General features: G+C 43.0%; 17 protein-coding genes and 1 other annotated feature. Of the genes, 14 read left to right on the top strand and 3 right to left on the bottom strand.

Features of this window, described 5'->3' with window-relative positions; all coding sequences use genetic code 11:
• The gene (locus ACN6MV_RS18055) at positions 1–1647 is read right to left on the bottom strand and encodes a glycosyl hydrolase family 28-related protein (RefSeq protein ID WP_076118898.1); all 1647 of its coding nucleotides are present in this window, start codon (positions 1645–1647) and stop codon (positions 1–3) included.
• Between the two features lie 190 nt (positions 1648–1837).
• Here ACN6MV_RS18055 and ACN6MV_RS18050 point away from each other — a divergent pair, with 190 nt between their 5' ends.
• From ACN6MV_RS18050 to ACN6MV_RS18025, 6 genes are all read left to right on the top strand, one after another.
• Positions 1838–2782: an NAD-dependent epimerase/dehydratase family protein gene (locus ACN6MV_RS18050; protein ID WP_339286926.1), complete on the top strand. Its 945-nt coding sequence runs from the start codon at positions 1838–1840 to the stop codon at positions 2780–2782.
• A 27-nt stretch (positions 2783–2809) separates the two neighbouring features.
• Positions 2810–3928 carry an acyltransferase family protein gene (locus ACN6MV_RS18045; RefSeq protein ID WP_419884556.1) on the top strand — a complete coding sequence of 373 codons (1119 nt, stop codon included), beginning with the start codon at positions 2810–2812 and terminating at the stop codon, positions 3926–3928.
• Positions 3929–4259: 331 nt separating this feature from the next.
• On the top strand, positions 4260–5315 hold the full coding sequence (locus ACN6MV_RS18040) for an LLM class flavin-dependent oxidoreductase (protein WP_339286922.1): 1056 nt from the start codon (positions 4260–4262) through the stop codon (positions 5313–5315).
• Positions 5316–5399: 84 nt separating this feature from the next.
• Positions 5400–6083, top strand: a complete 684-nt coding sequence (locus ACN6MV_RS18035; protein ID WP_419884555.1) for a Crp/Fnr family transcriptional regulator — start codon at positions 5400–5402, stop codon at positions 6081–6083.
• Between the two features lie 109 nt (positions 6084–6192).
• Entirely contained in the window at positions 6193–7002 is an 810-nt protein-coding gene (locus ACN6MV_RS18030) for a DNA alkylation repair protein (RefSeq protein ID WP_419884554.1), read from the top strand.
• Between the two features lie 279 nt (positions 7003–7281).
• On the top strand, positions 7282–8832 hold the full coding sequence (locus tag ACN6MV_RS18025; RefSeq protein WP_419884553.1) for an acetamidase/formamidase family protein: 1551 nt from the start codon (positions 7282–7284) through the stop codon (positions 8830–8832).
• A gap of 83 nt (positions 8833–8915) precedes the next feature.
• On the opposite strand, the gene ACN6MV_RS18020 is transcribed toward ACN6MV_RS18025, so the two are convergent.
• Positions 8916–9362, bottom strand: a complete 447-nt coding sequence (locus ACN6MV_RS18020; RefSeq protein ID WP_042128559.1) for an Lrp/AsnC family transcriptional regulator — start codon at positions 9360–9362, stop codon at positions 8916–8918.
• 152 nt (positions 9363–9514) lie between these two features.
• Positions 9515–9744: a binding site (T-box leader), on the top strand.
• 100 nt (positions 9745–9844) lie between these two features.
• On the opposite strand from ACN6MV_RS18020, the gene tyrS reads away from it, so the two are divergent.
• From tyrS to ACN6MV_RS18005, 3 genes are all read left to right on the top strand, one after another.
• Positions 9845–11104: a tyrosine--tRNA ligase gene (gene tyrS, locus ACN6MV_RS18015; protein ID WP_042128557.1), complete on the top strand. Its 1260-nt coding sequence runs from the start codon at positions 9845–9847 to the stop codon at positions 11102–11104.
• Positions 11105–11334: 230 nt separating this feature from the next.
• Entirely contained in the window at positions 11335–11622 is a 288-nt protein-coding gene (locus ACN6MV_RS18010; protein WP_419886775.1) for a hypothetical protein, read from the top strand.
• A 214-nt stretch (positions 11623–11836) separates the two neighbouring features.
• Positions 11837–13081: an anaerobic sulfatase maturase gene (locus tag ACN6MV_RS18005; RefSeq protein WP_419884552.1), complete on the top strand. Its 1245-nt coding sequence runs from the start codon at positions 11837–11839 to the stop codon at positions 13079–13081.
• Positions 13082–13144: 63 nt separating this feature from the next.
• On the opposite strand, the gene ACN6MV_RS18000 is transcribed toward ACN6MV_RS18005, so the two are convergent.
• Positions 13145–14344 carry an ROK family protein gene (locus ACN6MV_RS18000; RefSeq protein ID WP_419884551.1) on the bottom strand — a complete coding sequence of 400 codons (1200 nt, stop codon included), beginning with the start codon at positions 14342–14344 and terminating at the stop codon, positions 13145–13147.
• Between the two features lie 186 nt (positions 14345–14530).
• Between ACN6MV_RS18000 and ACN6MV_RS17995 the strand changes: the two genes are divergently transcribed.
• The 5 genes from ACN6MV_RS17995 to ACN6MV_RS17975 all read left to right on the top strand — a co-directional run bounded on the left by ACN6MV_RS17995 (position 14531) and on the right by ACN6MV_RS17975 (position 19130).
• Entirely contained in the window at positions 14531–15193 is a 663-nt protein-coding gene (locus ACN6MV_RS17995) for a chromate transporter (RefSeq protein ID WP_419884550.1), read from the top strand.
• A gap of 11 nt (positions 15194–15204) precedes the next feature.
• On the top strand, positions 15205–15738 hold the full coding sequence (locus ACN6MV_RS17990) for a chromate transporter (RefSeq protein WP_419884549.1): 534 nt from the start codon (positions 15205–15207) through the stop codon (positions 15736–15738).
• A gap of 36 nt (positions 15739–15774) precedes the next feature.
• Positions 15775–16752: a formylglycine-generating enzyme family protein gene (locus ACN6MV_RS17985; RefSeq protein ID WP_419884548.1), complete on the top strand. Its 978-nt coding sequence runs from the start codon at positions 15775–15777 to the stop codon at positions 16750–16752.
• 39 nt (positions 16753–16791) lie between these two features.
• Complete coding sequence (locus tag ACN6MV_RS17980; RefSeq protein WP_419884547.1) at positions 16792–17625, top strand: helix-turn-helix domain-containing protein; 834 nt, start codon at positions 16792–16794, stop codon at positions 17623–17625.
• Between the two features lie 107 nt (positions 17626–17732).
• Entirely contained in the window at positions 17733–19130 is a 1398-nt protein-coding gene (locus ACN6MV_RS17975) for a sulfatase (protein WP_419884546.1), read from the top strand.
• Positions 19131–19170: the final 40 nt, after the last annotated feature.

The following is a 19170-nucleotide window of genomic DNA, read 5'->3' as shown; positions in this document are numbered from 1 at the left end:
TCACTTGGCAACCCAACCGTTAGCACCGGTTCCGCTTTCCTTCACATAAAAAGCAGCTTTAGCTACACCATCTGTTCGCATAGCCAGACTGCCAATCGGAGCGGTTATCGTTCCCTCTGGCGAACCTTCCACGATAAATACTGCTGGAAGCAGTGTTCCACCAACGAGTCGGACTGCCCGTTTGAAGTTGCCATAGGTAGAGAACCATTCAGTAATGGCATACGGATTATACACGGTGCCAAGGGAAGTGCCTTGCATGGCAACCAATGTTTCAAATTCTAGAATGCGTTTTACCTTCACAGAACGGGTATCAAATACCGCTACATTGTTCAAACGCAAGAAAGGCTTAGCCGAACCATAAGAAGAGACTAGTACTACCTGATTGGTCCCGCTGTTACGAACGATCATATTGTCAACAGTAACCATGGTGTCTGATTGTGTAGCGAACAAGTATAAAGAACTTCCTACTAGATCCTGTGCATCCATAGTCCCCACATAAAGATCTCCTCCGTCGATTCGGACTCCGCTAGCTAAGCTGGAGCCTGAGCCGTACACTCCTAACGATCCGATATGCAATCTTGGTTTACCTCCAGCAGCATTAAACGCAGCAAAGATCGCCGGACCACCGATGCCATCGAAGCTTGCACTAGCGATATCAATAAATTGTGAATAGATCGTCTGTAGACCGTAACTAGCTTTATGATCGGTAGAACGAATAAATAAGTTACTGATTTTTAACGTCAGTCCATAAGAGAGTATAGCAGGACTCGCTGATCCACTAACACGCATATCAAGTGAACCGATGTCGAGGGTCCAGAGTCTAGCGATTTCATCTGTAAGTCCTGCTGACAGATCATTACCGAAACCAGTGGTAGTCAAGGAATCGAAGCGTTGATAAAAGCTGCGAGTACCTTTGAACTCATCGGGCTCCAAGTCTAGTGAGTTGGCTCCAGTGAAGCTAGGTGCTCCGCCGCGACTGTTGTTCAGGACAGCACTGTTGACATGAAGTTGGTCTACAAAATGGATGACGAAGTTCTTGCGTCCAGCCGTTTCACAGCGCGCATACCCGATCTGCACGTTAACGGATGGAATCGCTTCTGTACCTCCAATGAAAATATTGTCACCGTAGCAATCATGGGAGTATACCGATTCGATGGATATATTTTGCGAAGAAGAAATGAACAAGCCGTGAAGCTGATCGTTGACGTTTGTTTTCACAGTCGAAGCACTTCCATCAATTTCAAGATCGCCTGTTATCGTGATATCAGAGGCGTTTAGGATGACAAGTACTCTAGTATCTGAAGGAGGGTTCGAAGCCAGCGACAGCTTAGATCCTGGTTCAAAGCTTAGGTTAGTTCCGGTTGGTATACGAAGACACCACCATTCAAGGCTGGAAGGATTACGCATGCGGCCTGAAGATACTTTATATACACCAGGCGGGAAAATAACAACCTTGCGTTTGGCATTTCCGGCATTGATTGCATTTTGAATCGCGATGGTGTCATCTTTAGTACCATTCCCTGTAGCGCCATAGGATCGAACATTCACGTAACCGTTAGTTTCAGGGTCTAATTTAATAGAAGTGACCGCGCCGTCCGCAATCACGGACGTTGTTACAGAATTGTCTGGAATAGGTGCAGTTGCCATATACTTCACTCCTTTATTTTTTGATTTGAAATATAAGAAAGTCCTCGTTATATACATCCTTATATTTCTGCGAGTAACGGTTGTCGTCCATATTGGATGACAACATCGTTTCTTCTTAAGTATTTTATGTGAACTTTTCTACTGATGCACGGTACAAAGAGCACCTTACAGGGCGAAAGGAGTTTTTTATTTGAAGGTTTTAGTAACCGGGGGGCTTGGTTTTATTGGGTCACATGTTGTTGATCGGCTCATAAGTGAGGGTGTTGAAACTGTAATAGTGGATAATTTATCGGGTGCTTCCGGCTCGTTCTATAGAAACCCTTCTGCACTTCTGTATCCGTACGATATTCGAGATGAGACATTGGGTGAAGTTTTTAGCCGAGAGAAACCGGATGCGGTCATTCATCTGGCTGCACAGATCGACGTAAGAGAATCACAGCGCAATCCTTTGTTTGATGCGAATGTGAATATTGTTGGCACACTAAATGTACTGCGGATGTGTGAGGCCCATCAGGTTGAAAAGATCGTGTACGCTTCGTCGGCTGCTGTATATGGTAACCCTGAATATTTGAGCATTGATGAGAGCCATCCCTTAAATCCTGAGTCCTGCTATGGCGTATCCAAAAGTGTCCCTGAGTCCTACATTCGAATGTTTGCCAGCATGCATGGGCTGAAGTATACCATTCTCCGTCTTGCGAATGTTTATGGACCCCGGCAAAGCTCACATGGGGAAGCGGGCGTCGTTTCAATTTTTCTGGATCGTATGAAGCAAGGCAAGGAGCTTGTGATCTATGGGGATGGGGAACAAACCAGAGATTTTGTCTTTGTTGAGGATGTGGCACAGGCGTTTGTAGATGCGGCTCGTTCAAATGACAGAGTGGATAATCAAATCATAAATATTAGCTGTGGAGTGGCTACCTCTATTAATACGATTGTGGAGATGATAGGCGGCATTACAGGTCGCGAATCCCAAACGATTTATGAACAGGCACGGCCGGGAGATATTCTTCATAGCTACTTGAACAATAGGAAAGCAAATGAGTTGATGTCCTGGTCTCCTAACCATGACCTTCACCAAGGACTCAAAAAGACGATTGCAGCCCGATTGACTGTAGGCAGTGCTGTGGACCATTAAACGCAAATATTGAAAGGGGTCATCCCCATGGAACGAAAATTGAATTCTGAAATGTTTGTTCTGCGTAGTATAGCCTGCTTGAGTATTGCGCTACTACATGCTTTATATCGTGTCTATGATGATGGAAATACACCATGGGTGGAGTCGGTGGGTCTGTTGCTTACGTTTGGCACACCGGTATTCGTATTTATCTCTCAATTCGTATTGTCTTTTGCTTACCCTGAGGGAATACCCGCGAGATTTTGGGAGAAACGAATCAAGTATATATTACTTCCCTACTTTTTTTTCGGGGCTTTGTACGCCGGGTTAAAAGGAGTGGATATGGCAAGCAGTGAGGGGATTCCGCTTCTTCAAGCTTTTTGGTATTTCCTTTGGCGTCATTTGTTGCTTGGTGATTTTCATGGCTACTTTATCCTCATTATTTTTCAGTTTTACGCCTTGTTCCTCTTATTTCAAAAGCATGCCAAAAAGTTTACTCCACGCTCCATACTGATTGCCTCATTCGTTATAAACGTAGTGTACTTAGGATTCTTCAATTTTACCAAACCCGCAGATACGGTAGCTGCTCAATATATTTGGGATAAATTGTATTGGATTTTCTCTCCGGGGTGGATATTCTACTTTACTGTGGCTTATTACTTGGGGCGAAATGAGAGTTGGTTCCGGGAAAAATTAAAACAGTTTCGAGTAGCTGTCTTCATGCTTCCGGTTATAACTGGGGCACTTGTGCTGTTTGTGAACGGACAAGGCTGGATTACGGCGCATAGCTCCAAGAGAATTGATATGTTACTTTTCGCTATGAGTATGATTCTACTACTCTTTACAGTAGCTTCTTCATTGAAAAAGGTGCCGCGCGTGCTAGAGTGGAGCAGTAGATACTCCTTTGGTATATATTTGCTTCACCCGTTGCTGTTGGCTTTGTTTGTTAAGCTTCCTTCTTCATTCGGGTTGCAAAATCTTGGTCTATTCAGTGTTCTGTTACAATTTATCGGGTGCGTGGTTGGCTCAGCGATCATCATGAACCTAGCAAATCGCATTCCTGTCGGAGCCTTTGTATTCGGTCGAATCGGGATTGGAATCAATCAAAGAAAACCTCCGAAACCGCTGGATAAGCCCATAAGCTCGAGTATTGGAAACATAAACTAGCTTAAAAATTGACCACTACTTGCCGTTTTCAGGTGATTAGTGGTCTTTTATTTTTTCTTGGTAAATCGCCGATGCATCAAATTAGTAGCTTAGTCCCAGTTTAATTATGTGCTGCATCCAGCTCGAGTATTGCCTTGCCACTTCGGATGATGGACAAAATCATTAAAATAACGGCTCCACTGTCCGATCTATAATCGAGGGGATCTAAAATAGTTGGAATTATTGGGGAATCCTATTATAATGGGTTTCTTGATTCATAGAAATCATGAATATTTAACCAATTACATCCAGAGAAAAATGCGGGCGCGCAGACATTAGGAGGAAATGAAAAGTGGAACTTGGAGTTAGCACATTTGTTGAGACAACCCCCGATGCCCATACGGGTGAGACAATAAGTCATGCAGAGCGACTACGTGAAGTAGTGGAGGAAATTGTACTTGCCGAAGAGGTGGGGCTAGATGTATATGGAGTGGGAGAGCATCATCGTTCTGATTATGCGGCTTCATCACCTGCAGTTGTGTTAGCTGCGGCTGCATCGATGACTTCGAAAATTCGATTGACCAGTGCGGTAATGATATTGTCTTCAGCAGATCCTGTTCGTGTATTTCAAGACTTTGCAACGCTGGACGGGATATCAAACGGACGTGCGGAAATTATGATCGGCCGTGGTTCGTTTACAGAGTCCTTTCCTTTATTCGGTTACGATCTGAAGGATTATGAAGAGCTGTTCAATGAGAAGCTGGAATTGCTACTAGCTATTCAAAAGTCAGAAAAAGTAACCTGGAGCGGCAAACATCGCGCAGCCATAAACAATCTGGGAATTTACCCGCGACCGGTTCAAGATCCGCTGCCGATTTGGATTGGGAGTGCCGGAAGTCCAGAGTCTGCAATCCGCACAGGAGCCTTAGGATTACCTTTTGTTTTAGCGATTATTGGGAATGTTAAACCGCTTGATTACGCGTCACATGTGCGACTTTACAAGACAGCAGCGGCTGAAGCCGGGTACGATATCTCAAGCTTGCCTATTGCCTCACACTCTCACGGGTTTATTGCAGAGACTAATGAATTAGCGTTGGAGAAGTTTTTCCCTTCAACGCATGCTCGGACCAATGTGCGGGCGAAGGAAAAAGGGACACCTCCATACCATCGTTCCGATTATGATGCAGCTTGCAGCTTTGACGGTGCTCTGTACGTAGGTGATCCAGAAACTGTTGCTAACAAAATCATTCATCTTCGCAAGGAGGTGGGGATTACGCGATTCTTTTTACATGTGCCCCACGGTACGATGCCTCATGAGGATGTTATGCAAGCCATTAGACTGTTGGGAACGGAAGTAGCCCCTCGTGTTCGTGAAGAAATCGCGCGCTGGGAAGCAAGTAATCGTTAATGAGTAAGCTGCGTCCTTAGGACGCGGCTTTTTTTGTAAGGTATACTAAAGAAATGAATAACGTTTTAAGACACAGGAGGGGCAATGGAGACTATTCATTATTTATCTCAATTTAATTTGCTTCAATCGTTAGCGCTCGAAGATTTAATAGAAATGGAAGAGTTAACTCGCATAACAGTAGTCCCGAAAAATACATATATCCAAACACCGACAACCTTCTCTGAAGGATTATTTTTTGTGAAAAAAGGAAAGGTTCGCTTATACCGCTTGAATTCAGATGGGAAGCAGTTTACGTCGGATATTCTGAGTGAGGGTAATGTTTTTGGTGAAATGAATGTGATTTCGTTTGGAACCAGAGATCATTACATTGAAGCAATGGAAGAGTGTCATATCTGTACAATTGATTCTGTAAGATTTGAAGAATTCGTAGCTACTCGACCTAGATTCTTGATGTCGTTAATGCAAGTGTTGAGTGATCGAATAAAAAGTATGAGTCAGTTATCGCAAAATCTAGCCATCGGAAATCTCCATGATAAAATATTGTGCGTTCTCTTAAAGCTTTCTGATCAGTTAGGGGTTAAGAATAAGGATAATTTATACAGAATCGATGTTCCGCTGTCACATCAAGAAATCGCTAATTTGATTGGTGCGAGCAGAGAAGCAGTTACGGTAGCGCTGCAAGAATTGGTGAAAGCTGAGGTGATTCAGACAGGGTTCAGAACTATCTATGTTCATCGAGACAAGATTTTGGAAAGAAATATAACATAGCAATCGAGATGTAAACGAGATTACAGCTTTATTTTTAGAAATAACGGTATCCTAAATATGACATGAAGGTGATTTAAGCTTTCAAATCATAGATGAAGGGACGATTTCTATGGAGCATAGGAAGGGAGCTCGAAAAGTTAGCGATATTCCGACTGAGGTTGTTGAACTGTTACATAAAGGACAATTACAGACTGTAAATTTAACGGAATGGCTTGCTGTGGATCATCTTGTGCTGCTGGAAAATGTGATGGACGAGCTAGGTTTTGGACAGGAATCTAACCCTATTTTGCAAAGGCTGAGCGATTTATCCGAAAAGAGAATCATGAAGCTGATACCAGCCATTGCGCGTGAGTTACAACAGGTATTAGAGAGTAAATCTGAGCGGGAACAATCCCGTTTATTCACAGCTTTAGCGCAGCATCTTTCCGATAGTGTCCGCTGTTGGGCTGCCTATATGATCGGTCTAAATCAATCTTTAAGTTTATCGCAAAAGCTAACGGCTATCCGTCCTTTTGCAGCGGATGATCATTTTGGGGTACGCGAGATTTCATGGATGGCTTTAAGAGAATCAGTAATTACAGAGTTGCACGAATCTATTAAGTTATTAGAGCGCTGGGTTCATGATCAAGATCCGAATATAAGGAGATATGCGATCGAATTGACGCGGCCGCATGGTGTGTGGGCGAAGCATATTACTGCGCTTAAAGAGGACCCGGTAATTGCACTTTCGCTATTAGAACCACTGAAGTCAGATTCAGTGAAATACGTTCAGGATTCTGTAAGTAATTGGTTGAACGATGCGAGTAAAAGCAATCCGGATTGGGTGCTGCAGCTTAGTGAGAATTGGTTGATGTCCTCAGATACAAAGGCAACGAAACGGATCGTAACCCGGGCTACAAGAAGTATTACTAATCAATAATGAAAAAAAAGGTTCACTTTTAATTGAGATAAAACGTCGTCACTTTGTTCATAAGTGAAGGCGTTTTTTATTGCTAAAAAAGGGGAAGGCAAGAATATCAAACGAGCAGTCTCAAAGGTGTTGGCTTGGATTATTAAAGGTACATAATCATTGCGATTTATTATTTAAAGTAAAAATAGAGAAAATATTTATATTGTTAATCCTTAATTCATCTGTTATACTCAAAAACACAAAATGTTATATAAACTAACATTAAAATAAGCTGAGGAGGATAAAATTATGAAAAAACAAACTTTTCGCAAAACCAGTGTTATTTTATCAGCGGTTTTACTAGCGGGAACATCATTTAATGTTATGTATGCTGACACAAATAAAGGTCAGAATACACCGAAAACGCATGTGCTGAAGGCAAATTCTGAGACTGTTCGGTGGGGGAATATCGGTAAGGGTGATCCAGCTTTAACGGTACAATCAGGTGATATTGTAACGGTTGAAGCCATTACCCATCATTCCGGTGATGATTACGATCGAATGATTAAGGGGGATGCGGGAGTCGAAGATATTTTTCACTGGATAAAGGGGGAGAAGAACGAAGCGCTTCGCGGGCCAGGCGTACATATTATGACGGGACCTATTGCTGTAGAAGGTGCTGAACCAGGGGATGTTCTGGAAGTGAAAATTCTGGACATGAAGCTAAGACCTAATGGGAATGACAAATACGCTGGCAAAACCTATGGCGTGAATGCCGCGGCGAACTGGGGTTATCTGTACGGAGATATGGTGGAGGAGCCGAAAAAACGTGAAGTGGTCACCATCTATGAGATGGATACAGAGGGTGGAACAGATTATGCAACAGCTGTTTATAATTATAAATGGACTGTTCAGACTGATCCGGATGGTCAAGTGCACCCGACAATCGACTACCCAGGCGTAATTGTAGACCATAATACGATTGATAAGAACTTTGATGTATTGAAAGGTGTGAAAATTCCGGTACGTCTACACTTCGGTACAATGGGTGTTGCACCTAAAGAAGCGGACATCGTAGATTCAGTACCCCCTTCTTACAATGGTGGCAACGTAGATGATTGGCGTATTACTGAAGGTGCAACGATGTATTATCCTGTATCTGTACCAGGGGCGCTACTGTCGATTGGTGATCCGCATGCGGGGCAAGGGGATGCCGAAATTAACGGAACTGCTATCGAGACATCCGTGACGGGTGATATTCAAGTCGTTCTTCATAAAAAAGCGACGCTTAACAAAAAACTGAATGGATTAAGTTTCCCATTACTAGAGAACGAGAATGAATGGGTCGTACATGGGTTCAGTTACGCGAATTATTTGGAGGCACTTGGAGCTAGTGCACAAAAAGATATCTTCAAAAACTCATCCATCGACAAAGCGATGAAAGATGCTGCTCATAAAACAAAAGATTTTTTAATGGACGGAATGAATTTGAGCGAGGATGAAGCGTACTCCCTGATGTCTGTGTCAACGGATTTCGGAATCACACAAGTAGTGGATGGAAACTGGGGAGTGCATGCTTTGATCGATAAAGGTCAATTCGGTGATTCGGAGCGTAAGGCTGTGGGATTACGTAGCAGCTTTGAAGGTTTTGCTGCGAAGGTGAGTTGGAAACCGGCTACTCAGACAGTTACTATAAGCTACAATAACAATGTGCTTGAGATGAAAGTCGGGGCGACGACAGGAGTGTACAATGGTGAAATCGTTAAGCTCGTTGCTCCAATAGAAGTTGTAAAAGAGAAGATTGAGGTCAGCGAATATTTTGCGAATTTTTATAAAGCTAAGCTATCTAAAACAGAGTAGAGTGAATTAATTAGCAATTATTCGATTATATCCTTCAGTATCCATTTAAGAAAAAGAACCGTCTTATTTAGCCGGTTCTTTTTTTATATATTTAGACCATCCTGATTTTTGTGGCGCTTTAATAAAATTTGGTTTTCTACACGTACTAGACCATCCAGACAGTAGATTGATTCATGCATAAACCGTTCCATCTCTTCAAGATTCTCAACCAGAATATGGATGTGAAGAATGCAAGGACCAGTCATTTCATAAAGTACTGCAACGCGTTCGTTTTCTTTCAGGACTTCGACAATATGATTTAAATGAGCAGGCTCTACTTCAAGTTCCAGATAAGCGGAAATTTTCTTGCCAAGCTTCTCCGCGCTAATGACAATAGAAAATTGCTCAATGATTCCTTGGTTGACGAGCCGATCAATACGGTCTTTTACCGCTACACTGGATAAATTAACTTCTTTAGCCAGATCAGTATAGGATATTCTGCTGTTTTGGGCCAGCCGCTGCAAAATATGATTATCGATAGGATCAAGCATGCGGATTCGTTCACCTCTTTTTCCGTAATTGTAACAGAAAAAAGATGGAAATGCCTAGTAGTGCATCACAGCAGGAGTGTGTCTTAGGATTCTCAGCTTAAGATAGTTGACATTGAAGAATTATTTCTCTATACTGGCTGTAATCTTATAAACGATATACGTTGAAGAAGCCCAGTAGTAACTTAGTCCCTGTTCCAGAAAGCCGGGGGTCGATGAAACCCGGTACACACTAAGAGTACGAATTACACTTTGGAGTATCTCGGCTAACCCCGAGCGGAATGGCGAACGATATCTCGTCACGAGTGGCATCAATGCTGTGCTTTAGCTTAATGTTTCATTGATGCAATCTGGGTGGTAACACGGTTATTCAATCGTCCCTATGTCTACAATAGACAAGGGGCGATTTTTTGTTTTTTAAATATAAGGATTTATATGTTTCACTTCATCAATAGGTTATCTACTAATTTAAGGGGTGTTAGGCAATGAATATTATCGACGAACTAGAATGGCGCGATGCCATCAATCAACAAACCGATGCCGAAGGGCTTAAAGAATTGACCAATCAGAAATCCGTTTCGGTGTACTGCGGTGTAGATCCAACGGGTGACAGTATGCATATTGGCCACTTGATTCCGTTCATGGTACTCAAGAGATTCCAACTTGCGGGACACCGCCCAGTAATTCTAATTGGTGGTGCTACTGGTACGATCGGTGATCCAAGTGGACGCCAGTCCGAGCGCTCTTTGCAAACATTGGAGCAAGTGCAAGCGAATGTTGATGCACTTACTGCTCAGATGAAAAAACTGTTCGTGACCGATGGCGACAATCAAATCCGCATGGTCAACAACTACGATTGGACGCATAAAATCAATGTTATCGAATTTTTGCGTGACTACGGGAAGAACTTCAGCATCAATTCCATGCTTGCTAAAGATGTTGTAGCGAGCAGATTGGACAGCGGAATTTCCTTTACGGAATTCTCCTACCAAATCCTGCAATCTCTAGATTACCTGCATCTATACAAACATGAAGATGTGCAGCTGCAAATTGGTGGCTCGGATCAGTGGGGGAACATTACAAGCGGTCTGGATTTAATCCGTAGAAAAGAAGGCTCTGAGGCTGTAGCATTTGGACTTACTATCCCACTGATGTTGAAAGCCGATGGTACGAAATTCGGTAAATCAGCTGGGGGAGCCATTTGGCTGGATCCGAACAAAACGACAGCATTTGAGTTCTACCAGTTCTGGGCGAACACTGATGACCGTGATGTTGTGAAATACTTGAAGTACTTTACATTCCTGTCTAAAGAGCAAATTGATGCGCTTGCGGAAAAAGTACAGACCGAACCTCATAAACGTGAAGCGCAAAAAACACTTGCCGAAGAAATGACAAGATTCGTGCATGGTGAAGAATTACTAGAGCAAGCTAAACGCATTACTGCTGCTTTGTTCAGTGGAGATATCAAGTCCCTAACTGCTGATGAGATCGAGCAAGGCTTCAAGGAAATGCCGACTTACGAAACGACTTTGGAATCCAAGAATATCGTGGAATGGCTAGTTGATCTCGGTATTGAGCCATCCAAGCGTCAAGCGCGTGAGGATATCACCAAAGGAGCAATCTCCATGAATGGTGAGAAAGTTAGCGATGTTGGACTTGAAGTTACAGCTAGCGAAGCTATCGGTGGCCGGTTTATCATTATCCGTAAAGGGAAGAAAAACTACAGCTTGGTGAAATTGTCCTAGAGGAAATAGTGCGAAAAAGCCTTCCTTATATGTATAAGGGAGGCTTTTTGTTAGGATTGATATTCTCATTCTGTGATTAGAGACTTTTTTTCGACGTATTAAATTGAAAATCGAAAGGTAAAATAGTGAAAATTATGTTAAGCTTAGGATTCGTGTGATTTATGGATTAACATGATAGTCTGAAACCATATTGGAAAATTAGGAGTGGTAATTTGAGAAGACAAAAACCAATGACCATGGAAGAATTGATGAATGAGCTACAAGGACAGAAAATGAATCAAGAAGATCCCAATCACATCTCTTTTGAGAAGTTGTTTAATGAAGCGTTTATGAGTAAGTATTCCAATTGCAAGAGCTTCGATGAGTTTCTAATCAAAGGGAACTTTCAAGTAAACTCAGAAGAAGATGTTGATGACATACCTGATGAACTTTTTGATCGTCATGTGGTGAGGGAGACGAAGTTTGCGGATTGGAAATCAATGTTGGAAACAGCAAATAAGGAATACGTTCGTAATTAATAAGACGTAGTGTCTAACTACCGTTAGACTGATCCTCAAAGAAACTGCACCTCCATTACTTTGTCTCAACAGACAATAGGGAGTGCAGTTTTTTTATCTCCGGATATTCGACAAACTATGATGTTTTGCTCATCGTTGACATACGTACCTATGATTTAATTGAAGCAATAAGTAAGCGCTTTAACAAAAAAATACATAGGAGTGGCAAAATCGTATGACAACATACATACAGACCTCGAAGCCTGAGACGCTTCATGTCATGTGGAAAACCGTCTCAGAGGATTGTAATTTAGCCTGTGATTATTGCTATTACAGCACAGCAGGAGGACATCCTCATCAACCGATCCGAGTGATGGATACGAATCTTTTAGAGCGGTTTATCGCTCAGTACATGAGTAGATCTTCAGGGATAGCGACTTTCTCTTGGCAGGGAGGGGAGCCGCTATTAGCCGGACTTCCGTATTTTGAACAAGTGATTTCACTGCAGGCGAAGTACGCTCCACCTCATACGATGATAAGTAATGCGCTGCAGACCAACGGAACGCTTATTAATGAGAAATGGGCGAAATTTTTTAAACGGTATAACTTTTTGGTCGGGATAAGTCTGGACGGTCCTGAGCCTATTCATGATTCTCATCGTATAACGGGATCGGGAAAAGGAAGTTATGATTTAGTTATGCGTGGAATTCGTCATTTACAGAATGAGGGTGTGGAGTATAGCATTTTGACGGTGATTCATGAGGATAACGTGACGAGACCAGATGAGTTGATGTCATTTTACCAAGAACATAAATTTCCTTATATTCAGTTTATCCCTTGCATGGATTTTGTTTCACAAAATAGTGATATGCATGGACGCTTCCGAATTACACCTGAACAATACGGAGTGTTTTTATGCCGTACATTTGACTTGTGGTACAACGAGGGGTATCCAGAGCTTCCCATTCGCATTTTCGAGAATATGCTTCTTGTACTCATGAATCGTGAGCCGGAGTTATGCGTTCACAACTCATGTTGTCCGAAGATGATGGTACTTGAAACGAACGGGGATGCCTACCCTTGCGATTTCTTTATCGATGAAGAGCACAGGTTAGGAAATATCAGCCAAACCGATCTAGAAGTGCTGCTTGCCAGCCCAGTATATGATGACTTTTTGTTAATGAAGCCCGATATGAAAGAATCATGTCATAAGTGTGAGTACCTTAGCTTTTGCAATGGGGGATGCCCGCGCAACCGAAATTGGCTTGATGTTAAGGATCGTAATGAGGTTGATTATTTTTGCCACAGCTACAAAATGTTCTATTCACATACTTATGAACGCATGATGATGCTTGCGAACCGACTTAGATCGGAGCAGCTGATGGAGTTCAGGAAAAATGCAAAATCACTTCCGGGTCGAAATGAACCATGTCTCTGCGGAAGCGGGAAAAAATTCAAAAATTGCTGTCAGCCATTATAGGTCAGATTCAAAAAGGCCATCCCAACAATCATGCAAATGGTTGTGGGACGGCCTTTTATGTTGCTAGAGAACCATGTGATTTCTCACCATTATAGCCGCACCGGTCACCACAGCTTCTTCTTTTAATGTACCTAAAGAAAATTGAGGTTGGTATTCAGGATAACGATAAGTGTTTCTCTGGGCTACCTCCACTGCCGTTTGGAAGAACAAATCGTGAGAGTGGATGAGCGCACCACCTAGAATGATGGTCTCAGGATGAAATAAATTGATGACATTAGCGAGGCCAATACCGAAGTGAATGGCGGCTTGCGTAAATAATTCGCGTGCGTGTGGATTACCGTCTCTAAAGGCTTGTACAAGAACATCATAAGTCAGCTTCTCTGGCGAAACTTTATAACTTTGGAGGATCAGGTCATTGTCCATGCTCGCCTCCGAGCGTGCACTTTGTTCCAGTGCCTGGACGGATACAAATGCTTCCAGAGCTCCGTAGTTCCCATCATTATTTAATCGGGGGCCGTCAGTCTGAATGATCATTTGACCAATTGCATCTTCCATATCCATCGTGCCATGAACAATACTTCCATGCGACATCATCGCATAGCGGAGTCCTGCTCCAGCATGTACATAAAGCATATGTTGAATATTAGTATGACGAATTGACCATCGTTCCCCAAGCAGTGCGGAATTGGCACCGTTGTCCAAGAAAGCTTTGAAGCCTGTCCGTTCCTTTACCAGCTTGCAAATCGGAAGATTGTTCCAGCCTGGAGAAGGGAAGTGTAGCGGTTTTAGGATCAAGCCATTTTCGCGGTCAAGTGGCCCCACAGCCCCTACTCCTATCCCTATGATTTGACTGTCCACTAACTGATGATCCCTGAGGAAAGCGCGTATTTGATTACTTACATGATCCAAAAATCTTTCAGGTGTGAATGCCTGATCCATTCTCCAATGAACAATTGATTTTGGGTTCATTTGCATATCAAATAAACCAAGGGAAGAATACAATCTGGAAATCTCTAAACCGATGATGTAACCGTAGGAAGGATTGATCTGGTATAAAATAGGTCTTCTTCCTCCGCTAGATTCCCCAAATCCGCATTCTATCAGCAAGCCTTCCTCCGTCATTTCATCCAATATTCGAGTCATTGTGCTTTTGGTCAGTGAAAATGTTTGTAGAAGGTCCAACTTGGAAACAGTACCTTGTTCGGCGATTTGGTCATATAGGAGTTTCTTTGGGGATGGAATGTGTGTCGAGCGCTTTTCCACGATATACCTCCAAGCTATATATAGGATGAACTAGTAAGATCGTTTTTAATAAAGTTTGTATTTATTAACATTAATATAGTATAACTCATAAACCATAGATTGTATTTTTCCGTTCAAAAAACTTAATTCCATTTTGGGAAAAAGTGTTATAATGAAATTACTACAGAATATATAAGGGTGGAGTTCATGAGAACAACTATAAAAGCAAATGTGATGACGAATACAGACCTCAGGGTAAGTTTACTGTTCCAGTTGTTTTGGGTATTTGTTCGAATCGGTCCCGTAACTTTTGGGGGCGGTTATGCAATGATCCCCATGATCGAACGGGAAATTTCCGCTAAACGGAAATGGTTGGGTGAAGAGGAGATGGATGAAATTCTATCTCTAGCTGGCGCTGCGCCAGGTGGTGTAGGTGTAAATGCAGCGGCATTCATTGGTTATCGTCTTGCTGGTGTGAAAGGTGCAATTGCTGCAATCGCAGGGATTACGATTCCAACCTTTATCATTGTTTGTTTGCTTAGTGCTGTATACTCACAACTGGCCGATCAACCAAAAGTTATTGCCGCTATGAAGGGGATTCATGGTGCTGTTATTGCCTTGATCCTAGTAGCTGCATATCGAATGGCCAAGAACGCTATATTTGACAAGACTACAGCTGTTACAGCGATAGTTATACCGGTCGTTTTATTAGTTTTCGGAATCAATCCCATTTACGTGATCGCAATTGGATTAGTTATCGGGTTTGTCTATTTACCAATCAAACAGCTCTTAGGGCTGCAGGTTCGGACGGAGAAGGAGTCCTTGAATGATTCTGATGAAGAGTCGAATTATCCGGAGTATTACATCTAGGGGGATGCGATGTGATTTGGAATTTATTTTTTATTTTTATTAAAATTGGACTGCTCTCCTTTGGTGGAGGGTACGCCATCATTCCGATGATTCAGCATGAAGCTATGGCTGGTGGCTGGTTATCCGAAAGGGAATTTCAAGAGGTAGTTTCCATCGCAGGGATGTCACCAGGCCCTGTTGCAACTAACAGTGCCACCTTGATTGGATATCGTGTAGCTGGAATTGAAGGAGCGATTGTGTCCACATTAGGCATGGTTCTACCTTCATTAATCATCATCATTGTTGTTTCCATCTTCTTTTATCGGGTGAGAGACAGTCAATGGATTAAAACGTTATTCTATGGTTTACGTCCAGTGATTACAGGCTTGATTGCTTATGCTGCGATTCGGTTTGGCTTAAATAGCGTGGAACATGCTTTTATTAGTTGGCAGACCATTGGTACGTTGATCATTGTATTCGCTGCACTTTATGGTTTAATGAAATATAAGCTGCATCCGCTCACCATTATTGTTGCCTCTGGTATTGTTGGTGTAGTCTTTTTTTAGATAGAGCCGGAACGATCCCAGATTGGAGGTAAGTACATGTCAGAGAATATACGGGCTTGCTGTTCAGCTAGTAGAAATCAAATTGAGAAACAAGGGTCCGTCGATATTTGTAAGGAGTACACAACGGTCCAAGGACTAGAAGAGGATAAAGATTTATCGGACATGATCCTTATTCCAGGAGGTACTTTTCTTATGGGGACGGATGACAAAGAAGGTTTTCCGGCAGATGGAGAAGGGCCAGCAAGGAATGTTACCTTATCTACCTTTTTGATCAATGCTACGGCAGTTACGAATAAACAGTTTGCTTTATTTATCAAGGAAACAAACTACGTTACAGATGCGGAACGTTTTGGATGGTCTTACGTGTTTCATTCTTTTGTTTCCAAAGAGACAGGGGAAAAGGTAACCCAAGTGGCCACTCAAACCCCCTGGTGGTGGGTGGTAGACGGAGCGGATTGGAGCCATCCAGAAGGCCCGGATTCGCATGTAGACGAACGCCTTGATCATCCTGCAATTCATATATCATGGAATGATGCGGATGCGTATTGTCGCTGGGCCAGCAAACGTCTTCCTACGGAAGCGGAGTGGGAGTATGCCGCAAGAGGAGGTCTGGTTCAGAAACGTTATCCTTGGGGTGACGAATTAAAACCGGGTGGAGAGCATCGCTGCAATATTTGGCAAGGAAAGTTCCCCGATAAAAATCATGCCAGCGACGGTTATGCAGGTACGGCACCGGTGAAGTCCTATCAACCTAACGGATATGGCCTTTTTAATATGTCAGGAAATGCGTGGGAATGGTGTGAGGATTGGTTTACGCCGGACTATCATTTGTCTTCCGAATCTGTGAATCCGAGAGGCCCGGTAAGCGGTGTAGCAAGGTCGATGCGAGGAGGATCGTATTTGTGCCATAAATCTTATTGTAACCGTTATCGGGTGGCAGCCAGAAGCAAAAATACACCAGACAGCTCAGCAGGGAATATTGGCTTTCGATGTGCGGCTGATTTTACAGGCTGAGAAAACATAAAGACTACTACATTAGAAGGAGGAACTTCTTTGTCCTCTATCATTCATAGTCAGTTTGAGATCACCGTGCTGGACGTCATAAAAATTCAATATCAGAAGCGGGCCTTATTCGATTACGTCCAGTCTTGTTATACCGTCTCTTATATCCAAAAAGGTGAGGTATTGACGACATCCTCCGAGGGTGATTATGTTGCTTCTGCCGGAGACGTGATGATCCACCGTCCTAATGAACCTTTTAATGTGATCTCCAAAACGGATGGTGTACATTATCTGTTTAATATTAACGCTAAAGTTAAAGACGGAGATGATTTCTTTAAGTTATTCCCTCTAGGCAAGGTGATTCGGGTCCGGGATCGAAGCGAATATGAGCGAAGGTTTGACGAGCTGCGAAGCCTGTGGCTGCAGGAGGAAGATGATTTCAGAAATGTTCAGGTCGGTTCATTGGCATTTTTTCTCCTTTATGAAGTTATGGAGAGCACCAAGCTTGGCGGGCGCCGCTCATCTCGAGACCCCTATGTCACGGACCGCTTTAACGAGGCGTTGCAATATATGGAGGAGAGACTTGATCAAGAGATTAGTAGAGAGGAGCTTTCCAAGCTCTATCATATGAATCCGGTTTATTTTAGCCGGGCATTTCAGAAAATATATAAACTGACACCTATGCAAATGCTTCGAAAATTAAGGCTGCAGCAAGCTAAACAAATGTTGGAATATACAGATTATACCATCGAGCATATCTCCCAAAGATGTGGTTATTATGATGCCTCGTACTTCAGCAAGGTATTTCGTGGCGAATACGGCAAGGGTCCGGCTGAGCACCGAAAAAGTATCGAATTTACAAAAACAAACATCGCCACTCCATAGCGGAGTGTTCCATATTCATTTACTCTTATAAGCATGAGCAGATCATTCTAAGCTGCCCGAATCGAACGTAATCATTCGAGCAACAGGAAAGGTAGGGAAAATACCTCATGAGAATCTTATATTTGGATTTGGATTCGCTTCGCCCGGACCATCTGGGATGTTATGGCTATCCTCGGAATACCTCCCCGAATATCGATTTAATCGCTAAAGAAGGGGTTACCTTTACCAACTATTATTGTTCAGATGCTCCGTGTCTGCCGTCTCGTTCCGCTTTAATGTCAGGGAGATTTGGCATTCATAATGGAATTGTAGGACATGGGGGAACCGCTGCTGATATGCGTAGAGAAGGGCCCAAACGTGAATTCAATGATCGACTAGGAATGGAGAGTATTCCCGCTATATTAAGGCAAGCGGCCATGAAAACCACATCGATCAGCACCTTCGCCGAACGACACTCGGCCTGGACCTTTAATGCCGGATTTCAAGAAGTGTTCAATGTTGGTGGAAGGGGGCATGAGACGGCAGAGCAGGTGCTTCCAGTGGCACTTAAATGGCTTGAGGATAACGGGGAGTCCGAAAATTGGTTTCTGCACCTGAATTTCTGGGATCCTCATACGCCTTATCGTACACCTGAGAGCTACGGTAATCCGTTTGAGAAGGAGCCCTTACCCGATTGGATCACTGAAGATGTGTTTGAGCTTCACCGAAATAAGAAAGGGCAGCACAGTATAGAAGATATGAATGCGCTCGCTAAATCGCATTATTATCAGCATTTCAGGCATAATCAGGAAATAGTGAATCATGAGGACCTCCGTGTTATCTTCGACAACTATGATGCTGGAGTCAAGTATCTGGATGAGCATCTCGGAAAAGTCTTCTCCAAGCTGAGAGCACTTGGCGTGATGGAAGATACGGCTATCATAATCTCTGCGGATCACGGTGAGAGCCTGGGTGAGTTAGGGATTTACTCTGAGCACGGCACGGCAGATCAGGCGACTTGCCGCATTCCGATGATAGTTCGCTGGCCAGGGGGCAAGAAGGGAATCGTGGAGGATGGGCTACATTATCACCTTGATCTTGGACCCACATTAGCAAGCCTTTTGAAATTGAAAGAGGCTCCTTCATGGGATGGAGAAAGTTATGCAGGTGCCATTCTGGAGGGACATTTGGGAGGGCGTGACTATCTCGTAATCTCACAATGTGCGCATGTGTGCCAACGCAGCGTCCGATTTGCGGATTGGTTATATATACGAACCTATCATGACGGACACCATGGATTCCCGAAAGAAATGTTGTTTGATTTGAAGGACGATCCTTACGAACAACATAATCTTGCTGAAGTGCGTAAAGACATCTGTATGAATGCCGTCTATCTATTGAATGAATGGCATGACAACATGATGGGTTCCATGGATTGTGATATAGATCCATTATGGACGGTACTTAAGGAAGGCGGACCCTATCATGCGAAAGAGTATGTGAACTTATCTTCACAGGATGCTTAGAGATGACCTAGTGAAAGCAGCGAACTAAAGACATAAAAAT

It is taken from the genome of Paenibacillus sp. B-A-8, assembly GCF_048572915.1.
Lineage (GTDB): Bacteria > Bacillota > Bacilli > Paenibacillales > Paenibacillaceae > Paenibacillus_AQ.
Note: the sequence above shows the minus strand (reverse complement) of the source record. Positions and strands in the feature narration are given on the sequence as shown.

What these genes read in the sequence shown, in the direction of transcription:
- ACN6MV_RS18030 (WP_419884554.1), top strand. Translation starts at nt 6,193, where the DNA reads ATGGAGCATAGGAAGGGAGCTCGAAAAGTTAGCGATATTCCGACTGAG.
- ACN6MV_RS17995 (WP_419884550.1), top strand. Translation starts at nt 14,531, where the DNA reads ATGAGAACAACTATAAAAGCAAATGTGATGACGAATACAGACCTCAGG.
- ACN6MV_RS17975 (WP_419884546.1), top strand. Translation starts at nt 17,733, where the DNA reads ATGAGAATCTTATATTTGGATTTGGATTCGCTTCGCCCGGACCATCTG.
- ACN6MV_RS18005 (WP_419884552.1), top strand. Translation starts at nt 11,837, where the DNA reads ATGACAACATACATACAGACCTCGAAGCCTGAGACGCTTCATGTCATG.
- ACN6MV_RS18035 (WP_419884555.1), top strand. Translation starts at nt 5,400, where the DNA reads ATGGAGACTATTCATTATTTATCTCAATTTAATTTGCTTCAATCGTTA.
- ACN6MV_RS17985 (WP_419884548.1), top strand. Translation starts at nt 15,775, where the DNA reads ATGTCAGAGAATATACGGGCTTGCTGTTCAGCTAGTAGAAATCAAATT.
- ACN6MV_RS18020 (WP_042128559.1), bottom strand. Translation starts at nt 9,362, where the DNA reads ATGCTTGATCCTATCGATAATCATATTTTGCAGCGGCTGGCCCAAAAC.
- ACN6MV_RS18055 (WP_076118898.1), bottom strand. Translation starts at nt 1,647, where the DNA reads ATGGCAACTGCACCTATTCCAGACAATTCTGTAACAACGTCCGTGATT.
- ACN6MV_RS18045 (WP_419884556.1), top strand. Translation starts at nt 2,810, where the DNA reads ATGGAACGAAAATTGAATTCTGAAATGTTTGTTCTGCGTAGTATAGCC.
- tyrS (WP_042128557.1), top strand. Translation starts at nt 9,845, where the DNA reads ATGAATATTATCGACGAACTAGAATGGCGCGATGCCATCAATCAACAA.
- ACN6MV_RS18010 (WP_419886775.1), top strand. Translation starts at nt 11,335, where the DNA reads ATGACCATGGAAGAATTGATGAATGAGCTACAAGGACAGAAAATGAAT.
- ACN6MV_RS18025 (WP_419884553.1), top strand. Translation starts at nt 7,282, where the DNA reads ATGAAAAAACAAACTTTTCGCAAAACCAGTGTTATTTTATCAGCGGTT.